This is a genomic window from Sulfitobacter faviae (assembly GCF_029870955.1).
Lineage (GTDB): Bacteria > Pseudomonadota > Alphaproteobacteria > Rhodobacterales > Rhodobacteraceae > Sulfitobacter > Sulfitobacter faviae.
On record NZ_PGFQ01000001.1, the window covers coordinates 553465 to 567347 of the forward strand.

At 58.3% G+C, this 13883-nt stretch carries 17 protein-coding genes and 3 pseudogenes; 8 read left to right on the forward strand and 12 right to left on the reverse strand.

From position 1 onward, the window contains the following. Nucleotides 1–31 precede the first annotated feature (31 nt). The 10 genes and pseudogenes from CUR85_RS02925 to CUR85_RS02975 form a co-directional block, all read right to left on the reverse strand. Complete coding sequence (locus CUR85_RS02925; RefSeq protein ID WP_280321525.1) at nucleotides 32–1099, reverse strand: ABC transporter substrate-binding protein; 1068 nt, start codon at nucleotides 1097–1099, stop codon at nucleotides 32–34. 38 nt (nucleotides 1100–1137) lie between these two features. Next, nucleotides 1138–1916: pseudogene (gene benD, locus CUR85_RS20030) on the reverse strand (benzoate diol dehydrogenase BenD). Further along, a complete protein-coding gene (locus tag CUR85_RS02940) occupies nucleotides 1913–2494 on the reverse strand; it encodes an FAD-binding oxidoreductase (protein WP_280321532.1) in 582 nt (193 codons plus the stop codon). The pseudogene benD and the gene CUR85_RS02940 overlap by 4 nt, the downstream one beginning before the upstream one ends. Next, nucleotides 2451–2789, reverse strand: a complete 339-nt coding sequence (locus CUR85_RS02945; protein ID WP_280322897.1) for a hypothetical protein — start codon at nucleotides 2787–2789, stop codon at nucleotides 2451–2453. Before CUR85_RS02945 ends, CUR85_RS02940 begins: the two co-directional genes overlap by 44 nt. 14 nt (nucleotides 2790–2803) lie before the next feature. Next, nucleotides 2804–2875 (reverse strand): annotated as a pseudogene (locus CUR85_RS02950) (hypothetical protein); the annotation flags it as partial. A gap of 340 nt (nucleotides 2876–3215) precedes the next feature. Beyond that, the gene (locus CUR85_RS02955) at nucleotides 3216–3740 is read right to left on the reverse strand and encodes an enolase C-terminal domain-like protein (protein WP_280321534.1); all 525 of its coding nucleotides are present in this window, start codon (nucleotides 3738–3740) and stop codon (nucleotides 3216–3218) included. Then, nucleotides 3731–4075 carry an enolase C-terminal domain-like protein gene (locus CUR85_RS02960; protein WP_280321536.1) on the reverse strand — a complete coding sequence of 115 codons (345 nt, stop codon included), beginning with the start codon at nucleotides 4073–4075 and terminating at the stop codon, nucleotides 3731–3733. The genes CUR85_RS02955 and CUR85_RS02960 overlap by 10 nt, the downstream gene beginning before the upstream one ends. After that, nucleotides 4048–4329, reverse strand: coding sequence for a hypothetical protein (locus CUR85_RS20035; RefSeq protein ID WP_343245398.1), 282 nt, complete (start codon nucleotides 4327–4329; stop codon nucleotides 4048–4050). The genes CUR85_RS02960 and CUR85_RS20035 overlap by 28 nt, the downstream gene beginning before the upstream one ends. Nucleotides 4330–4526: 197 nt before the next feature. Next, a pseudogene (ygiD, locus tag CUR85_RS02970) lies at nucleotides 4527–5340 on the reverse strand (4,5-DOPA-extradiol-dioxygenase). Nucleotides 5341–5457: 117 nt separating this feature from the next. Continuing rightward, nucleotides 5458–5799 carry a DoxX family protein gene (locus CUR85_RS02975; protein ID WP_343245399.1) on the reverse strand — a complete coding sequence of 114 codons (342 nt, stop codon included), beginning with the start codon at nucleotides 5797–5799 and terminating at the stop codon, nucleotides 5458–5460. A gap of 131 nt (nucleotides 5800–5930) precedes the next feature. Between CUR85_RS02975 and CUR85_RS20040 the strand changes: the two genes are divergently transcribed. Further along, on the forward strand, nucleotides 5931–6158 hold the full coding sequence (locus CUR85_RS20040) for a LysR family transcriptional regulator (protein ID WP_343245400.1): 228 nt from the start codon (nucleotides 5931–5933) through the stop codon (nucleotides 6156–6158). Beyond that, nucleotides 6133–6780, forward strand: coding sequence for a substrate binding domain-containing protein (locus CUR85_RS02980; protein WP_343245401.1), 648 nt, complete (start codon nucleotides 6133–6135; stop codon nucleotides 6778–6780). The genes CUR85_RS20040 and CUR85_RS02980 overlap by 26 nt, the downstream gene beginning before the upstream one ends. Before the next feature lie 74 nt (nucleotides 6781–6854). Here the strand turns inward: CUR85_RS02980 and CUR85_RS02985 are convergent, their stop codons facing one another. Next, on the reverse strand, nucleotides 6855–7616 hold the full coding sequence (locus CUR85_RS02985) for an IclR family transcriptional regulator domain-containing protein (RefSeq protein WP_276153394.1): 762 nt from the start codon (nucleotides 7614–7616) through the stop codon (nucleotides 6855–6857). Nucleotides 7617–7721: 105 nt separating this feature from the next. Between CUR85_RS02985 and CUR85_RS02990 the strand changes: the two genes are divergently transcribed. From CUR85_RS02990 to pcaF, 3 genes are read left to right on the forward strand one after another with little or no spacing between them, the layout of a single operon-like run. Continuing rightward, the gene (locus tag CUR85_RS02990) at nucleotides 7722–8441 is read left to right on the forward strand and encodes a 3-oxoacid CoA-transferase subunit A (protein ID WP_276153395.1); all 720 of its coding nucleotides are present in this window, start codon (nucleotides 7722–7724) and stop codon (nucleotides 8439–8441) included. A 17-nt stretch (nucleotides 8442–8458) separates the two neighbouring features. Further along, nucleotides 8459–9136 (forward strand): 3-oxoacid CoA-transferase subunit B, encoded by a 678-nt coding sequence (locus CUR85_RS02995; RefSeq protein WP_276154261.1) that lies wholly within the window; start codon nucleotides 8459–8461, stop codon nucleotides 9134–9136. Further along, entirely contained in the window at nucleotides 9133–10332 is a 1200-nt protein-coding gene (gene pcaF / locus CUR85_RS03000) for a 3-oxoadipyl-CoA thiolase (protein ID WP_276153397.1), read from the forward strand. The genes CUR85_RS02995 and pcaF overlap by 4 nt, the downstream gene beginning before the upstream one ends. Before the next feature lie 194 nt (nucleotides 10333–10526). On the opposite strand, the gene CUR85_RS03005 is transcribed toward pcaF, so the two are convergent. Next, on the reverse strand, nucleotides 10527–11204 hold the full coding sequence (locus tag CUR85_RS03005) for a TetR/AcrR family transcriptional regulator (RefSeq protein WP_276153398.1): 678 nt from the start codon (nucleotides 11202–11204) through the stop codon (nucleotides 10527–10529). A gap of 139 nt (nucleotides 11205–11343) precedes the next feature. Between CUR85_RS03005 and CUR85_RS03010 the strand changes: the two genes are divergently transcribed. From CUR85_RS03010 to CUR85_RS03020, 3 genes are all read left to right on the forward strand, one after another. Beyond that, nucleotides 11344–12237 (forward strand): shikimate dehydrogenase, encoded by an 894-nt coding sequence (locus tag CUR85_RS03010; RefSeq protein ID WP_276153399.1) that lies wholly within the window; start codon nucleotides 11344–11346, stop codon nucleotides 12235–12237. A gap of 44 nt (nucleotides 12238–12281) precedes the next feature. After that, a complete protein-coding gene (locus CUR85_RS03015; protein ID WP_276153400.1) occupies nucleotides 12282–13289 on the forward strand; it encodes a DctP family TRAP transporter solute-binding subunit in 1008 nt (335 codons plus the stop codon). A gap of 66 nt (nucleotides 13290–13355) precedes the next feature. Beyond that, nucleotides 13356–13883: a TRAP transporter small permease gene (locus tag CUR85_RS03020; protein WP_276153401.1), complete on the forward strand. Its 528-nt coding sequence runs from the start codon at nucleotides 13356–13358 to the stop codon at nucleotides 13881–13883.

The following is a 13883-nucleotide window of genomic DNA, read 5'->3' on the forward strand; positions in this document are numbered from 1 at the left end:
TTGCGTCTGCCCGCCATCGCCTGCGACCGTTTCATAGACATAGATCGGCTGAACGATATTGTTGGTCGCGGGATCGATCGAAAGCGTCCCCGCGGGCCGTCAAACTTGACCTTGCGCAAGGCGGTGGCAAGGTTTCACGATCCGTCGCGCCGGCCTTTGTCGCCTCGATCAGCGCGCGGGCTGCGTCATAGCCATGCACGGCAAACTCTGAGGGCGCGCGGCCAGTCTTTTCTTTGAAGGCCGATACGAAAGCAGCATTCTCGGGGCTGTCGATTGTCGGCGCATAGTGGAGTGCGGTGATCACCCCTTCGGCGGCAGGACCTTCGGCATTCACATAAAGCGGAGACGTCAGAAAGCCGGAACCGTAAAGCGGAAGGTCCGCTTTCAGGCCAAAGCTGTCGTATTGTTTCACAAAAGAGATCGCCTCCCCGCCCGCGTAGAAGACGAACACCGCGTCAGCGCCGCTGGATTTCGCTTGGGCCAGATAGGGACCAAAATCCTGCGTTTTCTGGAACGGCGTATATTCCTGCCCGACGATCTCTCCGCCCGCTGCGGTGAATGTCTCGGTAAACCCGCCTATCATCTGCCGACCGGCAGCATAGTCGGGTGCTAGAGTATAGACCTTGCGGATGCCTTGCTCAAACATCCATTTCCCCATCGGACGATTCACCTGCCCGTTGGAGAAAGACATGCGCGTGATATAGGGCGAACAATTGACCCCGGTGGCCTCGTCATTGCCTGCGTTGGCGACGATCAGCGGAACGCCTGCCCCATGCACCATGTCACGCACCGCGCCCAGCACGCCGGAGCTTACGATGCCCATCATCACATCGACCTTGTCCTGAAGGATCAGCTTCTTTGCTTTGCCCAAAGCGACCGGGGGTTTCACCTCGGTATCCTCGCTCACGATCTCAAAGGTAGCATCGGTTTCCGAGCCAAACTTTTCGATTCCAAGGTTGAAGCCTGTCTCAATCTCATTGCCAAGCGAGGCGTAGACCCCCGAAAACGGCAGCAGCATACCGACTTTTAAATCCTCCGCCGCGGCAGGCACAGCCAGACCGGTAGCGAGCCCAAGGGCTGCCAGAATAGTACGTTTCATTATGTTCTCCTCCAGTTGAACTCAGACCCCCTCAGGGCCTAACCAAGATCGCCTCCGCCCACCGGCATCGTAACGCCGGTGATGTAGGACGCGTCATCCGACGCCAGGAACAAGATCGGACCTGCCTGTTCGTCGAGTGTTCCGTATCGTTTCATAAAGGAGGACTGGATCGTCTGGTCGACGATGGTCTGATACCAGTCCTCCCGTTGTTCCTCCTCGGCATTCGGGTTGCGCGGCACGATGCGCGCTGGCGCTTCGGTGCCACCAGGCGCTGTTGCCACCACGCGAATGCTCCGCTCAGCCATCTCCCACGCGAGGTTCGCGGTAATCGCGTTCACCCCCCCTTTGGCGGCGCCGTAAGGCACACGGTTGAGCCCGCGTGTCGCAATGGATGATACGTTGACGATCACGCCGCTCTCGCGGTGCAGCATGTGGTCAATCGCTGCGCGGCAGCAAAACAGGGTCGGGAAAGCGAGCGACGCACCTCTGCTTCGATCTGTTTCGGCTCGTAATGCTCATAGGGTTTGGCCCAGATGGTCCCGCCCACGTTGTTGATCAGGATGTCGATTTGCCCCCACAGATCGACGGCCTTTTGCATGGCCTTTTCGCAGCCGCTCCATGTTTCGAGGTTAACACTGATCGCTTCGGCCTCTCCTCCGGCGCTGCGGATCGCCTTGACCACCTCTTTGCGGGCGGGGGATCGGTCCACGATCAAGACCCGTGCGCCCTCTGCCGCGGCGCGCTCTGCCACGGATCGACCGATGCCCTGCGCCGCACCGGTGACAACCATAACCTTGCCTGCGAAACGCGTGCTCATGCGGCTTCTGCCGAAGTTTCCGTCGGGTTGAACTTTTCATAATGAAAGTTCGCCGGCGTCACGCCTAACGTGTCGAAATGCGCCCGAACGGCATCCACCATCGGAGGCGGGCCGCACAGGTAGACGTCGCAATCTCCGCCGCAGAGGTCTTCCGCCGAGAGGTGATCAGTCACGAAACCTTTCCGATCATGCGCCTCATCCTCCGCCGCGAGGACGGTCACAACCGTGACATTGCCGATCTTCTCAGCCAGCGCGTTGACCCGGTCCAATTCGACCAAATCGGCAGCACGGGTCACCGCGTAGTAAAGCTTGATCGGCTGATCGGCACCCTGCTCGGCCAGTTGCTCCAGCATCGAAAGGAAAGGCGCGAGGCCGGTACCGCCCGCCAGCCAAAGCTGGCTGCGTTCGATCGGGCGCAAATAGAATGCCCCCATCGGACCGGTGAGCGTAACCTGATCGCCCACCTTGGCCTGCGCGCCAAGATAGCTGCTCATCACCCCTCCGGGCAAATTGCGGATTAGGAAGGTCGCCTCATCACTGCCCTGAGCGGAAGAAAAAGAATACGAGCGGTGCCCCATTCTCGGCCTGTAGTTTCCAGTTGCCGTCGTAGGTGTAGGTCGACGAGCCGCGCAGCACTTCGAGCCCTTCGTCGGCCTGATCCACGATCATGTCGATCATCTTGCGCGCATCGCCGAGGTAATCCTCCAGTGGTTGGACGTCTTCGCTCAGCGAGCCGAACAGGAACCCGCGATAGTTTTCGAACTTTGCCACTTTGGTAAGGTCGTGGCTGCCGTCTGTGTTGAACTGCTCTGGGTAGCCCGCACCCTTGGGTCTTTGACCTTCAAAAGCTTGCCAGTGTTTGAAAAGGTCCAACCATGGAAGGGGCAAGTGAATGTCTTTTGGTTGCGACGCTTAAAGCGGCAAAGCTGCGCTCCGCGGTGCGAACAGGCGTTGACCAACGCGTGCAGCTCGCCCTCCTTGTCCGGGTGATGACAACCGGCGTGCGCCCCATCGTAAGGGTGAAATAGTCGCCCGGATTCGGGATCTGGCTTTCATGCGCCATGTAGATCCAGTTACCTTCGAAGATATGTTTGATCTCCAGTTCGAACATATCTTCATCGGTGAAGATATTCCGACGACAGCGGAACACACCGTTCTCCGGATCATCTTGGATCGCGCCATCAAGACGCGATTGGAACTCATCGAGATTGGATTGCGTGAACATTTCGTCCTCCTCCTAAATGCCGCTGCTCGTCCCAGAGCGTATCGGCTGGTTTTTTGTTCCCCCCCGGCCAGCAATCAGCTGGCGACGGCTTTCATGCTGCGCCGCTCACAGCGTCTGAAAGCAGCGATCTTGTCAGGGTCGAGTGTGACGCCGATGCCCGGGCCGGACGGGATTTCGACACAGAAGTCTCGGTAGATGAGCGGTTCTGCGAGGATCTCGTCCGTCAGCAGCAAAGGCCCGAAAAACTCGGTACCCCAGTGTAGGGTCTCGATCGTCGAAAAGAGTTGCAGCGCGGCTGCGGTTCCCAATCCAGTTTCGAGCATGGTGCCGCCATAAAGCCCAAGCCCTGCGGCCTGGCCGATGGCGACGACCTCCGAGGCACGCTTTAGCCCGCCTGATTGAGCAACTTTCACGGCGAAAACATCAGCACAGCTCTTGCGGACGGCCATCAAAGCGTCCTCTGGGCCGTTTAGGGCCTCATCAGCCATGACGGCGATCTCATAGCTTTTGGTCAGTTCGGCCATCGCGTGGCGATAGCGTGCGGCAACAGGTTGCTCGACCAATTCGCAGCCCGCATCCTGCAATCCCTTCAGCCCCAACGCGCCTCTTGCAACGACCAAGCCGTGTTGACGTCCACCCGTACGCTTGCCGCGTCACCTACGGCCTGTTTGATCCGCGCTACATGCGCGACATCCTCCTGCACGGACCGTTTGCCAATTTTCAGCTTAAAGATGTTGTGGCGCCGGGTTTCGATCATTTCCTGCGCTTCGGCGATATCCGTATCGGAATTGCCAGAAGCCAAGGTCCAAGCGACCGTTTGCCCAGCCCGTCCACAGCGCGATTTCGACCGCGGCTTTGGCGATCGGTTGTCCTTCACCAGCTTGTCGATCAACTGGATCGCCCCGTTCACATCGTCAGCCTTACGCCCCAGCAAGAGTGGAGTGATATAGGTATCGATCGCAGATTGGATACCCTCGGGCTCTCGGCCCCATAGCTCAACCCGCCGATGGTCGTGCCCTCGCCGATCCCTTCCGAACCGTCGGAGAATTTGACCCGAACCAAGACAGCGGTCTGCGTCCGCATCGTCGCCATCGAGACACATGTCCTCGGATGGTGGGGATGTCGAGGATCATTGTCTCGATCTGGTCGATCTTCGTCATGTGGTTCACCGCATCCGCAAGTTTTCATCTGCAGTAGAGAATGCCCGTCGAATTCGGTTTCTGTCGATGATGGGTGGGGTCTTAGGTGATACCCTGCGATGTCAGGCAGAGCGCCGAGCCCAGGTAGCTGCCACTTTGCGAATAGCCGAAGGCACCGTCAGAAACCGAAAGCACCCGCGTCAATCTTACGGGCGGGTGCTCAACAAACGCTCTAAAGGCCGTGGCTTACTTCGCATGAAAGATAAAGGACCGCATTGAGATCGACCAAGATCGATACTGTCGGTCATGAACAACAATTCATCGCGATTATCCGATGCGCCCGCGATTGTTAGCGCGGGTAAGTAATGGTCCACACTGGGGTGGCTTCGGTAAGAAGAGTGCCCAGCTTATCGCGATCTGCCAGCGTATCGAAGTCACGCTCGATCAAACGACCGGTGACCAGATCATCGAACTCCAGCGCAAATGCCTCGGGCCTTCCCTCAAAGCTCAGCCGCCGCAGGTTATGGACGATGTTGCCAGAACCGAGAATGAGCATGCCACGGTTTCGCAGGTCGGAAAGCGCTTGACCGATCTCGAGTTGATGCGCCAACCCTGCCCCATATCGATAGAGACCTGAAAGACAGGAACATCCGCTTCGGGTAGAGGTATTTCAGAACCGCCAGGCGCCATGGTCAGCCCCCAAGTGTCGTCTTCCTCGGCCCGGTGGCTTGCGAGGAGAGAGACAACTTCGCGCGCGAGTTCCGGATGGCCCTGTGCCGGGTATCGCTCGGCATAGAGCGCTTCGGGAAAGCCATTGAAGTCGTGGATTGTCGCGGGAAGGCGGAGACATCAACTAGTGTCGTTCCACGGGTCATCCAATGGGCCGATACCACGAGGATCGCGTTGCCGTGGAAGCCCTGCCCCAAAGTGGCCCAAGCCTGGCTGAAAGGCCCTCCGTGATGGCGTGCATGGGGCTGCCATGGCCGAGAAAGACAACCGGCATTCTTTGAGTAGGTGCGAAGCGATCGCGCAGGCTATGCAAGCTATGGGTCCGCATAATGACGTCTCCTCGGTTGGCCGATCACCCATCATCGGTGATCCGGGAGGGTTCAGCAGAATTGCCCAAGGCACGGTCAATCACCGGCAGGCGCAGGCATAGCCCCGGCCCCCAGCGCAATCACGACTTGAACAACCGCCCAGAACAGCGGGAATTCCCAGCCACCACCTTCGTTAAGAAGGTCCAGCCGAACCCGGCATGCCCAGACCGATCAAAGATGGCAATCAACGGCAAAGAAATAAGGCGCACGGCAATACCAGCGATCAACAAAAGTCCACCGCCAAGTTCAGCGAGGATGGTCAGGTAGGCAAAGAAGCCGGGAAGCCCAAGGCTTTCAAAGAAGGCAACGGTGCCGGGAATAGTAAAAAGGCTCACTTTCATCCATCCGTGAGCGAGAAAAAGAACACCACTGGAGAGACGAAGCGCCAGTGCGGCGATGTCGGTATTGGACTGCGTTGTCATTCGTATGTTTCCTTAGGGAGGGAGACCACATGCAAGCGGCCTGCTGTTTATGTGGCCCTACATACAGCTTGCCTAGCTCGTCCGAAATGGCGATGATATGGAATAACTGTCCATAAAATGTTCTGAATGAGATGGATCTGTTTGATCAATTGCGCGCCTTCGTGGCCACTGCCCGAAATGGGTCGTTCACGGCGGCTGCTGAGGAGTTAGGCACGTCCAACCGCCTGACGTCAAAATATGTGGCCGAGCTTGAACAGCGGCTCGGAGTTCGATTGCTGCAAAGGACAACGCGGCAGGTGGGTCTTTCCCCGGCGGGGGAAACCTTGCTGGCACGTGTCCCCGCTGCTGGACGGGATTGACGACCTACTGGAAGAGGTTTCGCAAGGGTCCGAAAACCTTTCCGGCCCGCTGCGCATCACCGCGCCAGTCACTTTTGGAGAGATTTACGTGGCCGGTATGCTGGCACGTTTCGGCGCGAAGTATCCAGACGTAACCATCGACCTGCGGCTGAGCGATGCCTATGCCGACCTCGCAGCAGACGGGATCGACCTTGCCCTGCGCATCGGCCATTTTGATCTATCGTCTATGAAGGTCCGCCGTCTGACCAGCTTTGAGAGCATGCTTGTCGCCAGCCCTGCCTTTCTGGCCCAGAGCCCCGATATCTTAAAGCCGGAAGACTTGGCTGAGGTCAGCTGCATCGTCGATACGAACCGACGCTTGCCGCGCCGTTGGCATTTCAAACGGGCAGCCGAGAAACGGGTCGTGCATGTCAAAGGACGGTTTCAGGTGAACTCAGCTCATGCGGCGGCAGAGCTCGCATGCCAAGGGCTTGGGGTCGCCTATATCCCCAGCTTCGCGGTGAGTGACGCCCTTGAGCGCGGTGCGCTGGTGCCCCCTCTTCCGGGTTGGACGGGGGAAAAAGGGATGTGGCGGCGGTCTATCTCGAAGGCCGTGCCCTTCCGCGCAAGGTACGGACGCTGATCGACTTTATCGTGGCCGATCTGCGCGAAACTTCGTTTTAAGCCCAACCGACCAGAACGCTGCTCCCTCCAGGATCACCCGAGAACACGTGCGATTCCGGCCTGCACCTTCAGCAACGCGGGAAGATAACTTTCGATTAACTCCGCCGGGTCCGGCTGCGTTGCCGCCATCCCGGTGTTAAGAGCCGCAACCACGGTACCCTTGCTGTTGAGCACCGGCACCGCGAGCGATCGCAGGCTTATCTCGACCTCCTGATCGACCATCGCATAGCCACGCTCCCCCGCTGACTGCACTTGCATCATGATCTCATCCGGATCCGTCAAGCTGAACCGGGTGCGCGGAGAGAGGTTCGACGCCTCAATAATCCGGCGTGCTTCCGCCTCCGGTATCGCGCCCAACAACACGCGTCCCATAGACGTGCTATGCGCTGGAAGGCGCGACCCAGGCATCAAACCAATAGACATGACACGCCGCTGCGATGCCCGAGCGAGATAAACAATTTCGGTCTCGTCAAGGATGGCGACCGAGCAACTTTGGCCGATCTGTTCGGTCAGCTGATCCAGCCACGGCTGCACAACCTGCGGCAGTTGCAAACCACCAATGGCCCCTGTGCCAAGGCGCAGGCAGCGATGTGTCAGAGTAAAGAACTTCCCGTCATAGGCAGCGTAGCCTTCGGCATGGAGCGTCAACAGGCAGCGGCGTGAGGTGGCACGGTCAAGCCCAGTCAGCGCGGCGACCTCGCTAATAGACAGCTTGGGGCGCTGCGCGTCGAAACATTCGATCACCCTAAGTCCCTTGGCGAGAGAAGAGATTGTACTGCTGGATTTGTTCGTCATGCGTACAGAAGATTACACTCAACGAACAAATGTCAATATACGCACAAATTACTGGTTCCGCATTTCTGTGAACGCTAGACCCTCTGCAACATGAGGAGACCAGCAATGGACAAAACATTTCCTACTGTGGCTGACGCCGTGGCCGACATCCTGGATGGGGCGACGGTGATGATTGGGGGGTTTGGCGGCTCTGGCGCGCCGATCGAACTGATCCACGCTCTTATCGACCGCTTCCGCGCCACCGGCAGCCCCGCAGCGATCACCGTCATCAACAACAACGCGGGCAACGGCTATTGCGGGATCGCGGCGATGATCAAAGCGGGCATGGTTCGCAAGATGATCTGCTCGTTCCCGCGCAGTTCCAACGCCGAAGCCTTCAATGAAAAGTACCTCGCGGGCGAGATCGAGTTGGACCTGGTCCCGCAGGGCACATTGGCCGAGCGCATCCGCGCCGCCGGTGCCGGCATCCCCGCCTTCTACACGCCGACCTCTTTCGGCACGGAACTTGCCGAAGGCAAACCGATCGAAGAATTCGACGGCAAGATGTATGTCCGCGAAAGATGGCTGAAGGCAGATTACGCGCTAATCAAGGGTCAGGACGGTGACCATACCGGCAACCTGACCTACCGCATGGCGGGCCGCAACTTTAACCCGCTGATGGCCATGGCGGCGGCAAAAACCATCGCGCAGGTTAGCGTGCTGGGCGCGCCCGGCAGCATAGACCCACAAGAGGTCATCACCCCGGGGATCTTCGTCGACGCAATCGTGGAAGTGACAGAACCTCAACAAGAAGAAGTGCTTGTGCGCACGGGAGCGATTTACTGATGGCGGAGTTTAACATCATGCAAGACAAGCTCTCGAACGCACAGATCGCATGGCGCGCGGCGCAGGACATTGAAGACGGGTCTTACGTCAACCTCGGCATCGGCTTCCCCGAAATGATCGCCAAATTCCAGCCCGAGGGCCGCGACGTGACCTATCACACCGAAAACGGGGTTTTGGGTTTCGGTCAGGCCCCGAAAGAGGGTGAAGAGGATTGGGATCTGATCAACGCTGGCAAGAAGCCGATCACGCTCAAGCCCGGTGCCGCGTTTTTCCACCACGCCGACAGTTTCGCGATGGTCCGCGGCGGGCATCTCGATCTCGCCGTGCTGGGGGCCTATCAGGTAGCTCAGAATGGCGATCTGGCGAATTGGCGCGTCGGCACCAAGGGCGTGCCTGCCGTGGGCGGCGCGATGGATCTTGTGCATGGTGCCAAACGGGTGGCCGTGGTCACCGATCATGTCACCAAGGATGGCGGCCCGAAACTGGTCGAACGCTGCACCTTCCCGCTCACTGGCTTGGGATGTGTCACCCAAGTCTATACCTCGCTCGCGGTGATCGACATCAAGGGCGGCAGGTTCATCCTGCGGGAGAAAGTGCCGGGGCTCAGCATGGACGCTCTACAGGCCGTCACCGGGGCCACGTTGCACATTGAAGGCGATGTTGCCGATCTTATCGTACCGGAGGAACTGGCATGATCGACGTCTATATCTGTGATTACATCCGCACCCCCATTGGCCGATATGGCGGGGCGCTGTCCTCTGTCCGGGCCGATGATCTGGGCGCTGTGCCCCTCAAGGCGCTGATCGAACGCAACCCCTCTTTGGACCCTGCGGCAATTGACGAAGTTATCTTTGGCTGCGCCAATCAGGCAGGCGAGGACAACCGCAACGTCGCGCGCATGTCACTGTTGCTGGCGGGCTACCCTGAGACCGTCCCCGGCACCACGATGAACCGGCTCTGCGGATCTGGTATGGACGCGGTGATCACCGCGGCGCGGGCGATCAAGGCTGGAGAGGCCGAATTGATCGTTGCGGGCGGGGTTGAGAGCATGTCGCGCGCACCCTTCGTAATGCCCAAGGCCGAGACCGCCTTTTCACGGAACAACGAAGTCTTTGACACCACCATCGGCTGGCGTTTCGTCAACAAATTGATGAAGGCGCAATACGGCGTCGATTCAATGCCTGAAACCGCGGAGAACGTGGCGGAGGATTTTGACGTTAACCGTGCAGATCAAGATGCCTTCGCCCTGCGGTCCCAGCAAAAAGCAGGTGCCGCGATGGCAAGCGGGCGTCTGGCGCAAGAGATCGTGCCTGTCTCTATCCCACAGCGCCGGGGTGATCCTATCCTTGTGTCAGAAGATGAACATCCCCGCCCTTCGACCACCTTGGAAGCGCTGCAAAAGCTTAAATCCTTTGTCAAAGCGGATGGTACGGTGACGGCGGGCAATGCCTCCGGCGTCAATGATGGTGCGGCGGCATTGATCCTCGCCACGAAAGAAGCCGCAGAGAAACATGGGCTGACCCCTATTGCCAAAGTCCTCGGCGGCGCGACGGCCGGGGTCGCACCGCGCATCATGGGCTTTGGTCCTGCGCCTGCGTCCAAAAAGCTGATGGCGCGGCTCGGGCTTAAGCAAGATGATTTCAGTGTCATCGAACTGAACGAGGCTTTCGCGTCACAGGGCCTTGCCACCTTACGTGATTTGGGCATCCCAGACGACGATCCACGGGTGAACCCCAACGGCGGCGCAATCAGTCTTGGACATCCGCTTGGCATGTCCGGCGCAAGGATCACCGGCACGGCCATGCTGGAGTTGGAACCCGGTGGAAGGTCCCTTTCTACGATGTGTATCGGTGTCGGCCAAGGGATCGCCATCGCACTGGAGGCCCTCTGAGCTCTTCGGCAGGTGACATGTTAATCGCTCCCAATCAGATGCGAAAATGCCTAACCAGATAGCTCCAGCCACGGCTCCGCGCTTGAAAGTGAGGGGAGAGGAGTGCCTGGCCGTACCTTATGCAACTCGTCATTCGTTCAGCATTTGCAGGCCAAAACTCCCTAGCGCGGGATAAAAGGGTGCGGAAAACTCTTTCAATAGCGCGGATTTGGCGCCGTCAAAACCGAATTTAAGATCGTACTGACGATCTCTTCCTTGAGCTTTCTTTGCCCCTCTTGGGAGACGATCTCATCCCCAAAAACCCGGGTGAAGGTAGGTTCGTTGGACACGTTAAAAAAGCACAGGGCGCTTATTTTCCAATGTAGTCGAAGGGGATCGATATCCGAGCGAAACAGCTTCATCTCGCGTCCACGCTCGAGGATTTCTTTTAACTGATCAACCGCCGGCGTGTTGCCTGATCGAATGGTTTCCGAGGCGGTCAGATGTATGCCTCGATGAATGTTCTCAATCATCACCAAGCGGATGAAATCTTCGTTGTCGCGGTGGTGTGAAAAGGTAAATTTGACCAGCTTTGAGAGAGCTTCAACAGGGTCGAGGTTCTCAAGTTCAAGGGCCCTCTCGCCTTCTCGCACATCGTTGTAGGCCTGTTCGAGTACTTCGCGATAGAGGCTCTCTTTGTCTTTGAAGTAGTAAAAAATCATCCGCTTGGACGTTTTTGTCTTCTCCGCGATGTCCTGCACCCGCGCGCCTGACAAGCCGTGGGCGGCGAACTCCGCTCGTGCCACGCGAAGGATATCCGCTTTAACGGCTTCGGGGTCTTGCTTCCATGAAGTGCGCTGACGACTCGTTGATGTTTTGGCGGATGTGGTCATGCGTAACTCCCTAACGGTCCGACCAGCATAGCACAATTAACTGCTTGGTACATATCTGTTGACACACAATTAACCACATGGTTCATTACGGACATTCCAGCGTGCCGGGAGGATTCGCTGGATGTATCGGAGGTAACGAATGTCGTCGCAGATCAAAAAGCAGACCAAGCACTCGCAAGACGACGGATCTGCCGATTTGTTGATCGGACTGGTGGGCCGAGGCATTCAACAGTCCCGCACTCCAAGGATGCACATGGCCGAGGGAGCTGCCCAAGGGCATCGCATTCTCTACCAAATTCTTGATGCCGATGCTTTTCCGCGAGGGGAGGCACCGCTGGAAAAAATCGTCGGCGCCGCTGAGCTTTGCGGCTTTGCCGGGTTGAACGTGACCTTTCCTTATAAAATCGACGTCATGGCCTTCTTGGACGAGTTATCTCCGAACGCCCGCGCTATTGGGGCAGTCAACACCGTGGTCTTTCGCAACGGGCGTCGCATAGGTCACAACACTGACAAATGGGGGTTCGAAGAAGGCTTCCGTCGGAACTTGCCGGACGCGAAGATGGGCCATGTTCTGCAAATTGGCGCGGGCGGCGCAGGGGTTGCTGTCGCTCATGCGCTCCTGTCCCTTGGCGCCGCTCGCTTGACGATCACTGACACGAACGCGGCGCGCGCCGCAGCTTTGGTAACGCAGCTTTCCCAAAATGCTGGTGCCGCGCAGGTCGATGCCATCGGTCTCGACCAACTATCGGAGATAGCTCCTACAGGTGTCGTAAACGCGACCCCCATGGGGATGGCGAAGCTGCCGGGCTCGGCCTACCCGGTCGAATTGCTGCATCCCGATTTATGGGTCGCCGATATTGTCTATTTCCCGCTTGAAACCGAGCTGCTTGCCGCCGCGCGCGCGGCGGGATGCCGGGTTTTGCTGGGCTCCGGAATGGCCGTCTATCAGGCCGTGCGGGCCTATGAACTCTTTACCGGGCGCAAGCCCGACCCGATGCGGATGAAAGCTACATTCGACTCTTTCATCTCATGAGACTTGCCGCGCAGGCGGCGACCGAACGCAAAATGGAGGATAGCATGCGTTTCAATTTTACCACCCTTACCACGGCCACGGCGCTCGCCCTTGGCCTTGCCGCCGCCGGCGCACAGGCTCAGACCCTGCGCATTGCCCATGTTGATCCCGATGAGTGGACCGGCTCCAAGAAAGGCGCAGCGGCCCAGATTTTCCGCAACATCGTCGAAGGCGAGACTGATCTGGAAGTTGAAATCTTCCCGGCGGGTGCTTTGGGTAACGAAGACGAACTGGTCGGTCAGGTTCAGGAAGGCCTTCTGCAAATGGCCATCGTATCGGGGGCCATGTCCAAAGCCTGCCCCGCGGCCTCGGTTCTCGACATCCCCTACACGTTCTCTTCTGCAACCGTCGCTTGGGAGGTGCTTGACGGGGAATTCGGTGAAGCACTGTCTGAGCACTGTCTTGAGCAGACCGGCATGCGGACCTTGGCCTATGGTGAAACCGGCTTTCGCAATTTTACCAACAACGTGCGCGAAATCCGTACCCCAGCCGATATGGAAGGCTTGAAATTTCGGGTACAACCGATCCCACTCTATCTTGAGATGGTCAGCGGCTTGGGCGGCGAACCGACCCCGATCGCATGGACGGAACTGCCGAATGCGTTGTCCACCGGTGTGGTTGACGGGCAAGAGAACCCGGTCGGCGTCATCTACAATAACGGTCTGCATCAGTTGCAGAAATACATGACTCTTGATGGTCACGTTTACGCGGCAGACTTTATCGTCGTCAGCGATGAATTCTTCCAGACCCTGACCGCCCCCCAGCAAGACGTCGTGACCCGCGCCGCCATCGTGGCCGGCAATATGGGCCGCTCAATCCAGCAATGGACAACGGCGCAGGGCGTGCTTTCGGTTCAGGAAGAAGGCATGCAGGTCTATTCGCCCACCGCAGAAGAACTGGCCATGTTTGCCGAGAAAGCGCAGCCAGCAGTGGTTGAGTTCCTGCGCGGCGAATTGGGCGAGAACGCCACTTGGATCGATGAGCTCCAATCGGCAGTGGCAGCAACACAATAAGCTGCTCCTACAGCCAGGCCGTCTTCGGCCTGGCTACACCATACCAACCGCGGAGGAGCCTGGGTCATGGACAGACTGAATAGAATAGTTGCTCAAGTCTTCGGCTGGGGAGCCGGGCTTTCGATGATGCTGGTGTTTGCTATCATCTTCATCAATTCCCTACGGCGCTACACCGTGGGCCAGTCGTTCCAATGGGGCGAGGAGCTGCCGGTCTATCTAGCTGCCTATGGCGTGATGTTCGGCATCTCAATGGCCTATATGCAAGACCGCCATATCCGCTTCACGATCCTAATCGATTTTCTGAGCGACCAGCGCAAGACACTGATGTTCGCGCTCAGTGATCTTGTGATGATGGTGACCGGAGTGCTGCTGGTCCTTTCTGGTCTCGCCTTTCTCGAACGTCGCGGCAACACGATGTCCTCTGGCATGTTCGGTCTGGCACGCTGGCTGGAAAAGAGCACAGGGATCGAGGCCTTTGCCGCGCTCGGCACCCTTGGCGTCTACCAGTTTTCGCTGATCCTTGGCGGCGCAATGATCACATTTGCGGCGGTTCTGAAATTCGTCGAGCGCCTGATCGCGCTTCGGGGGAACTGA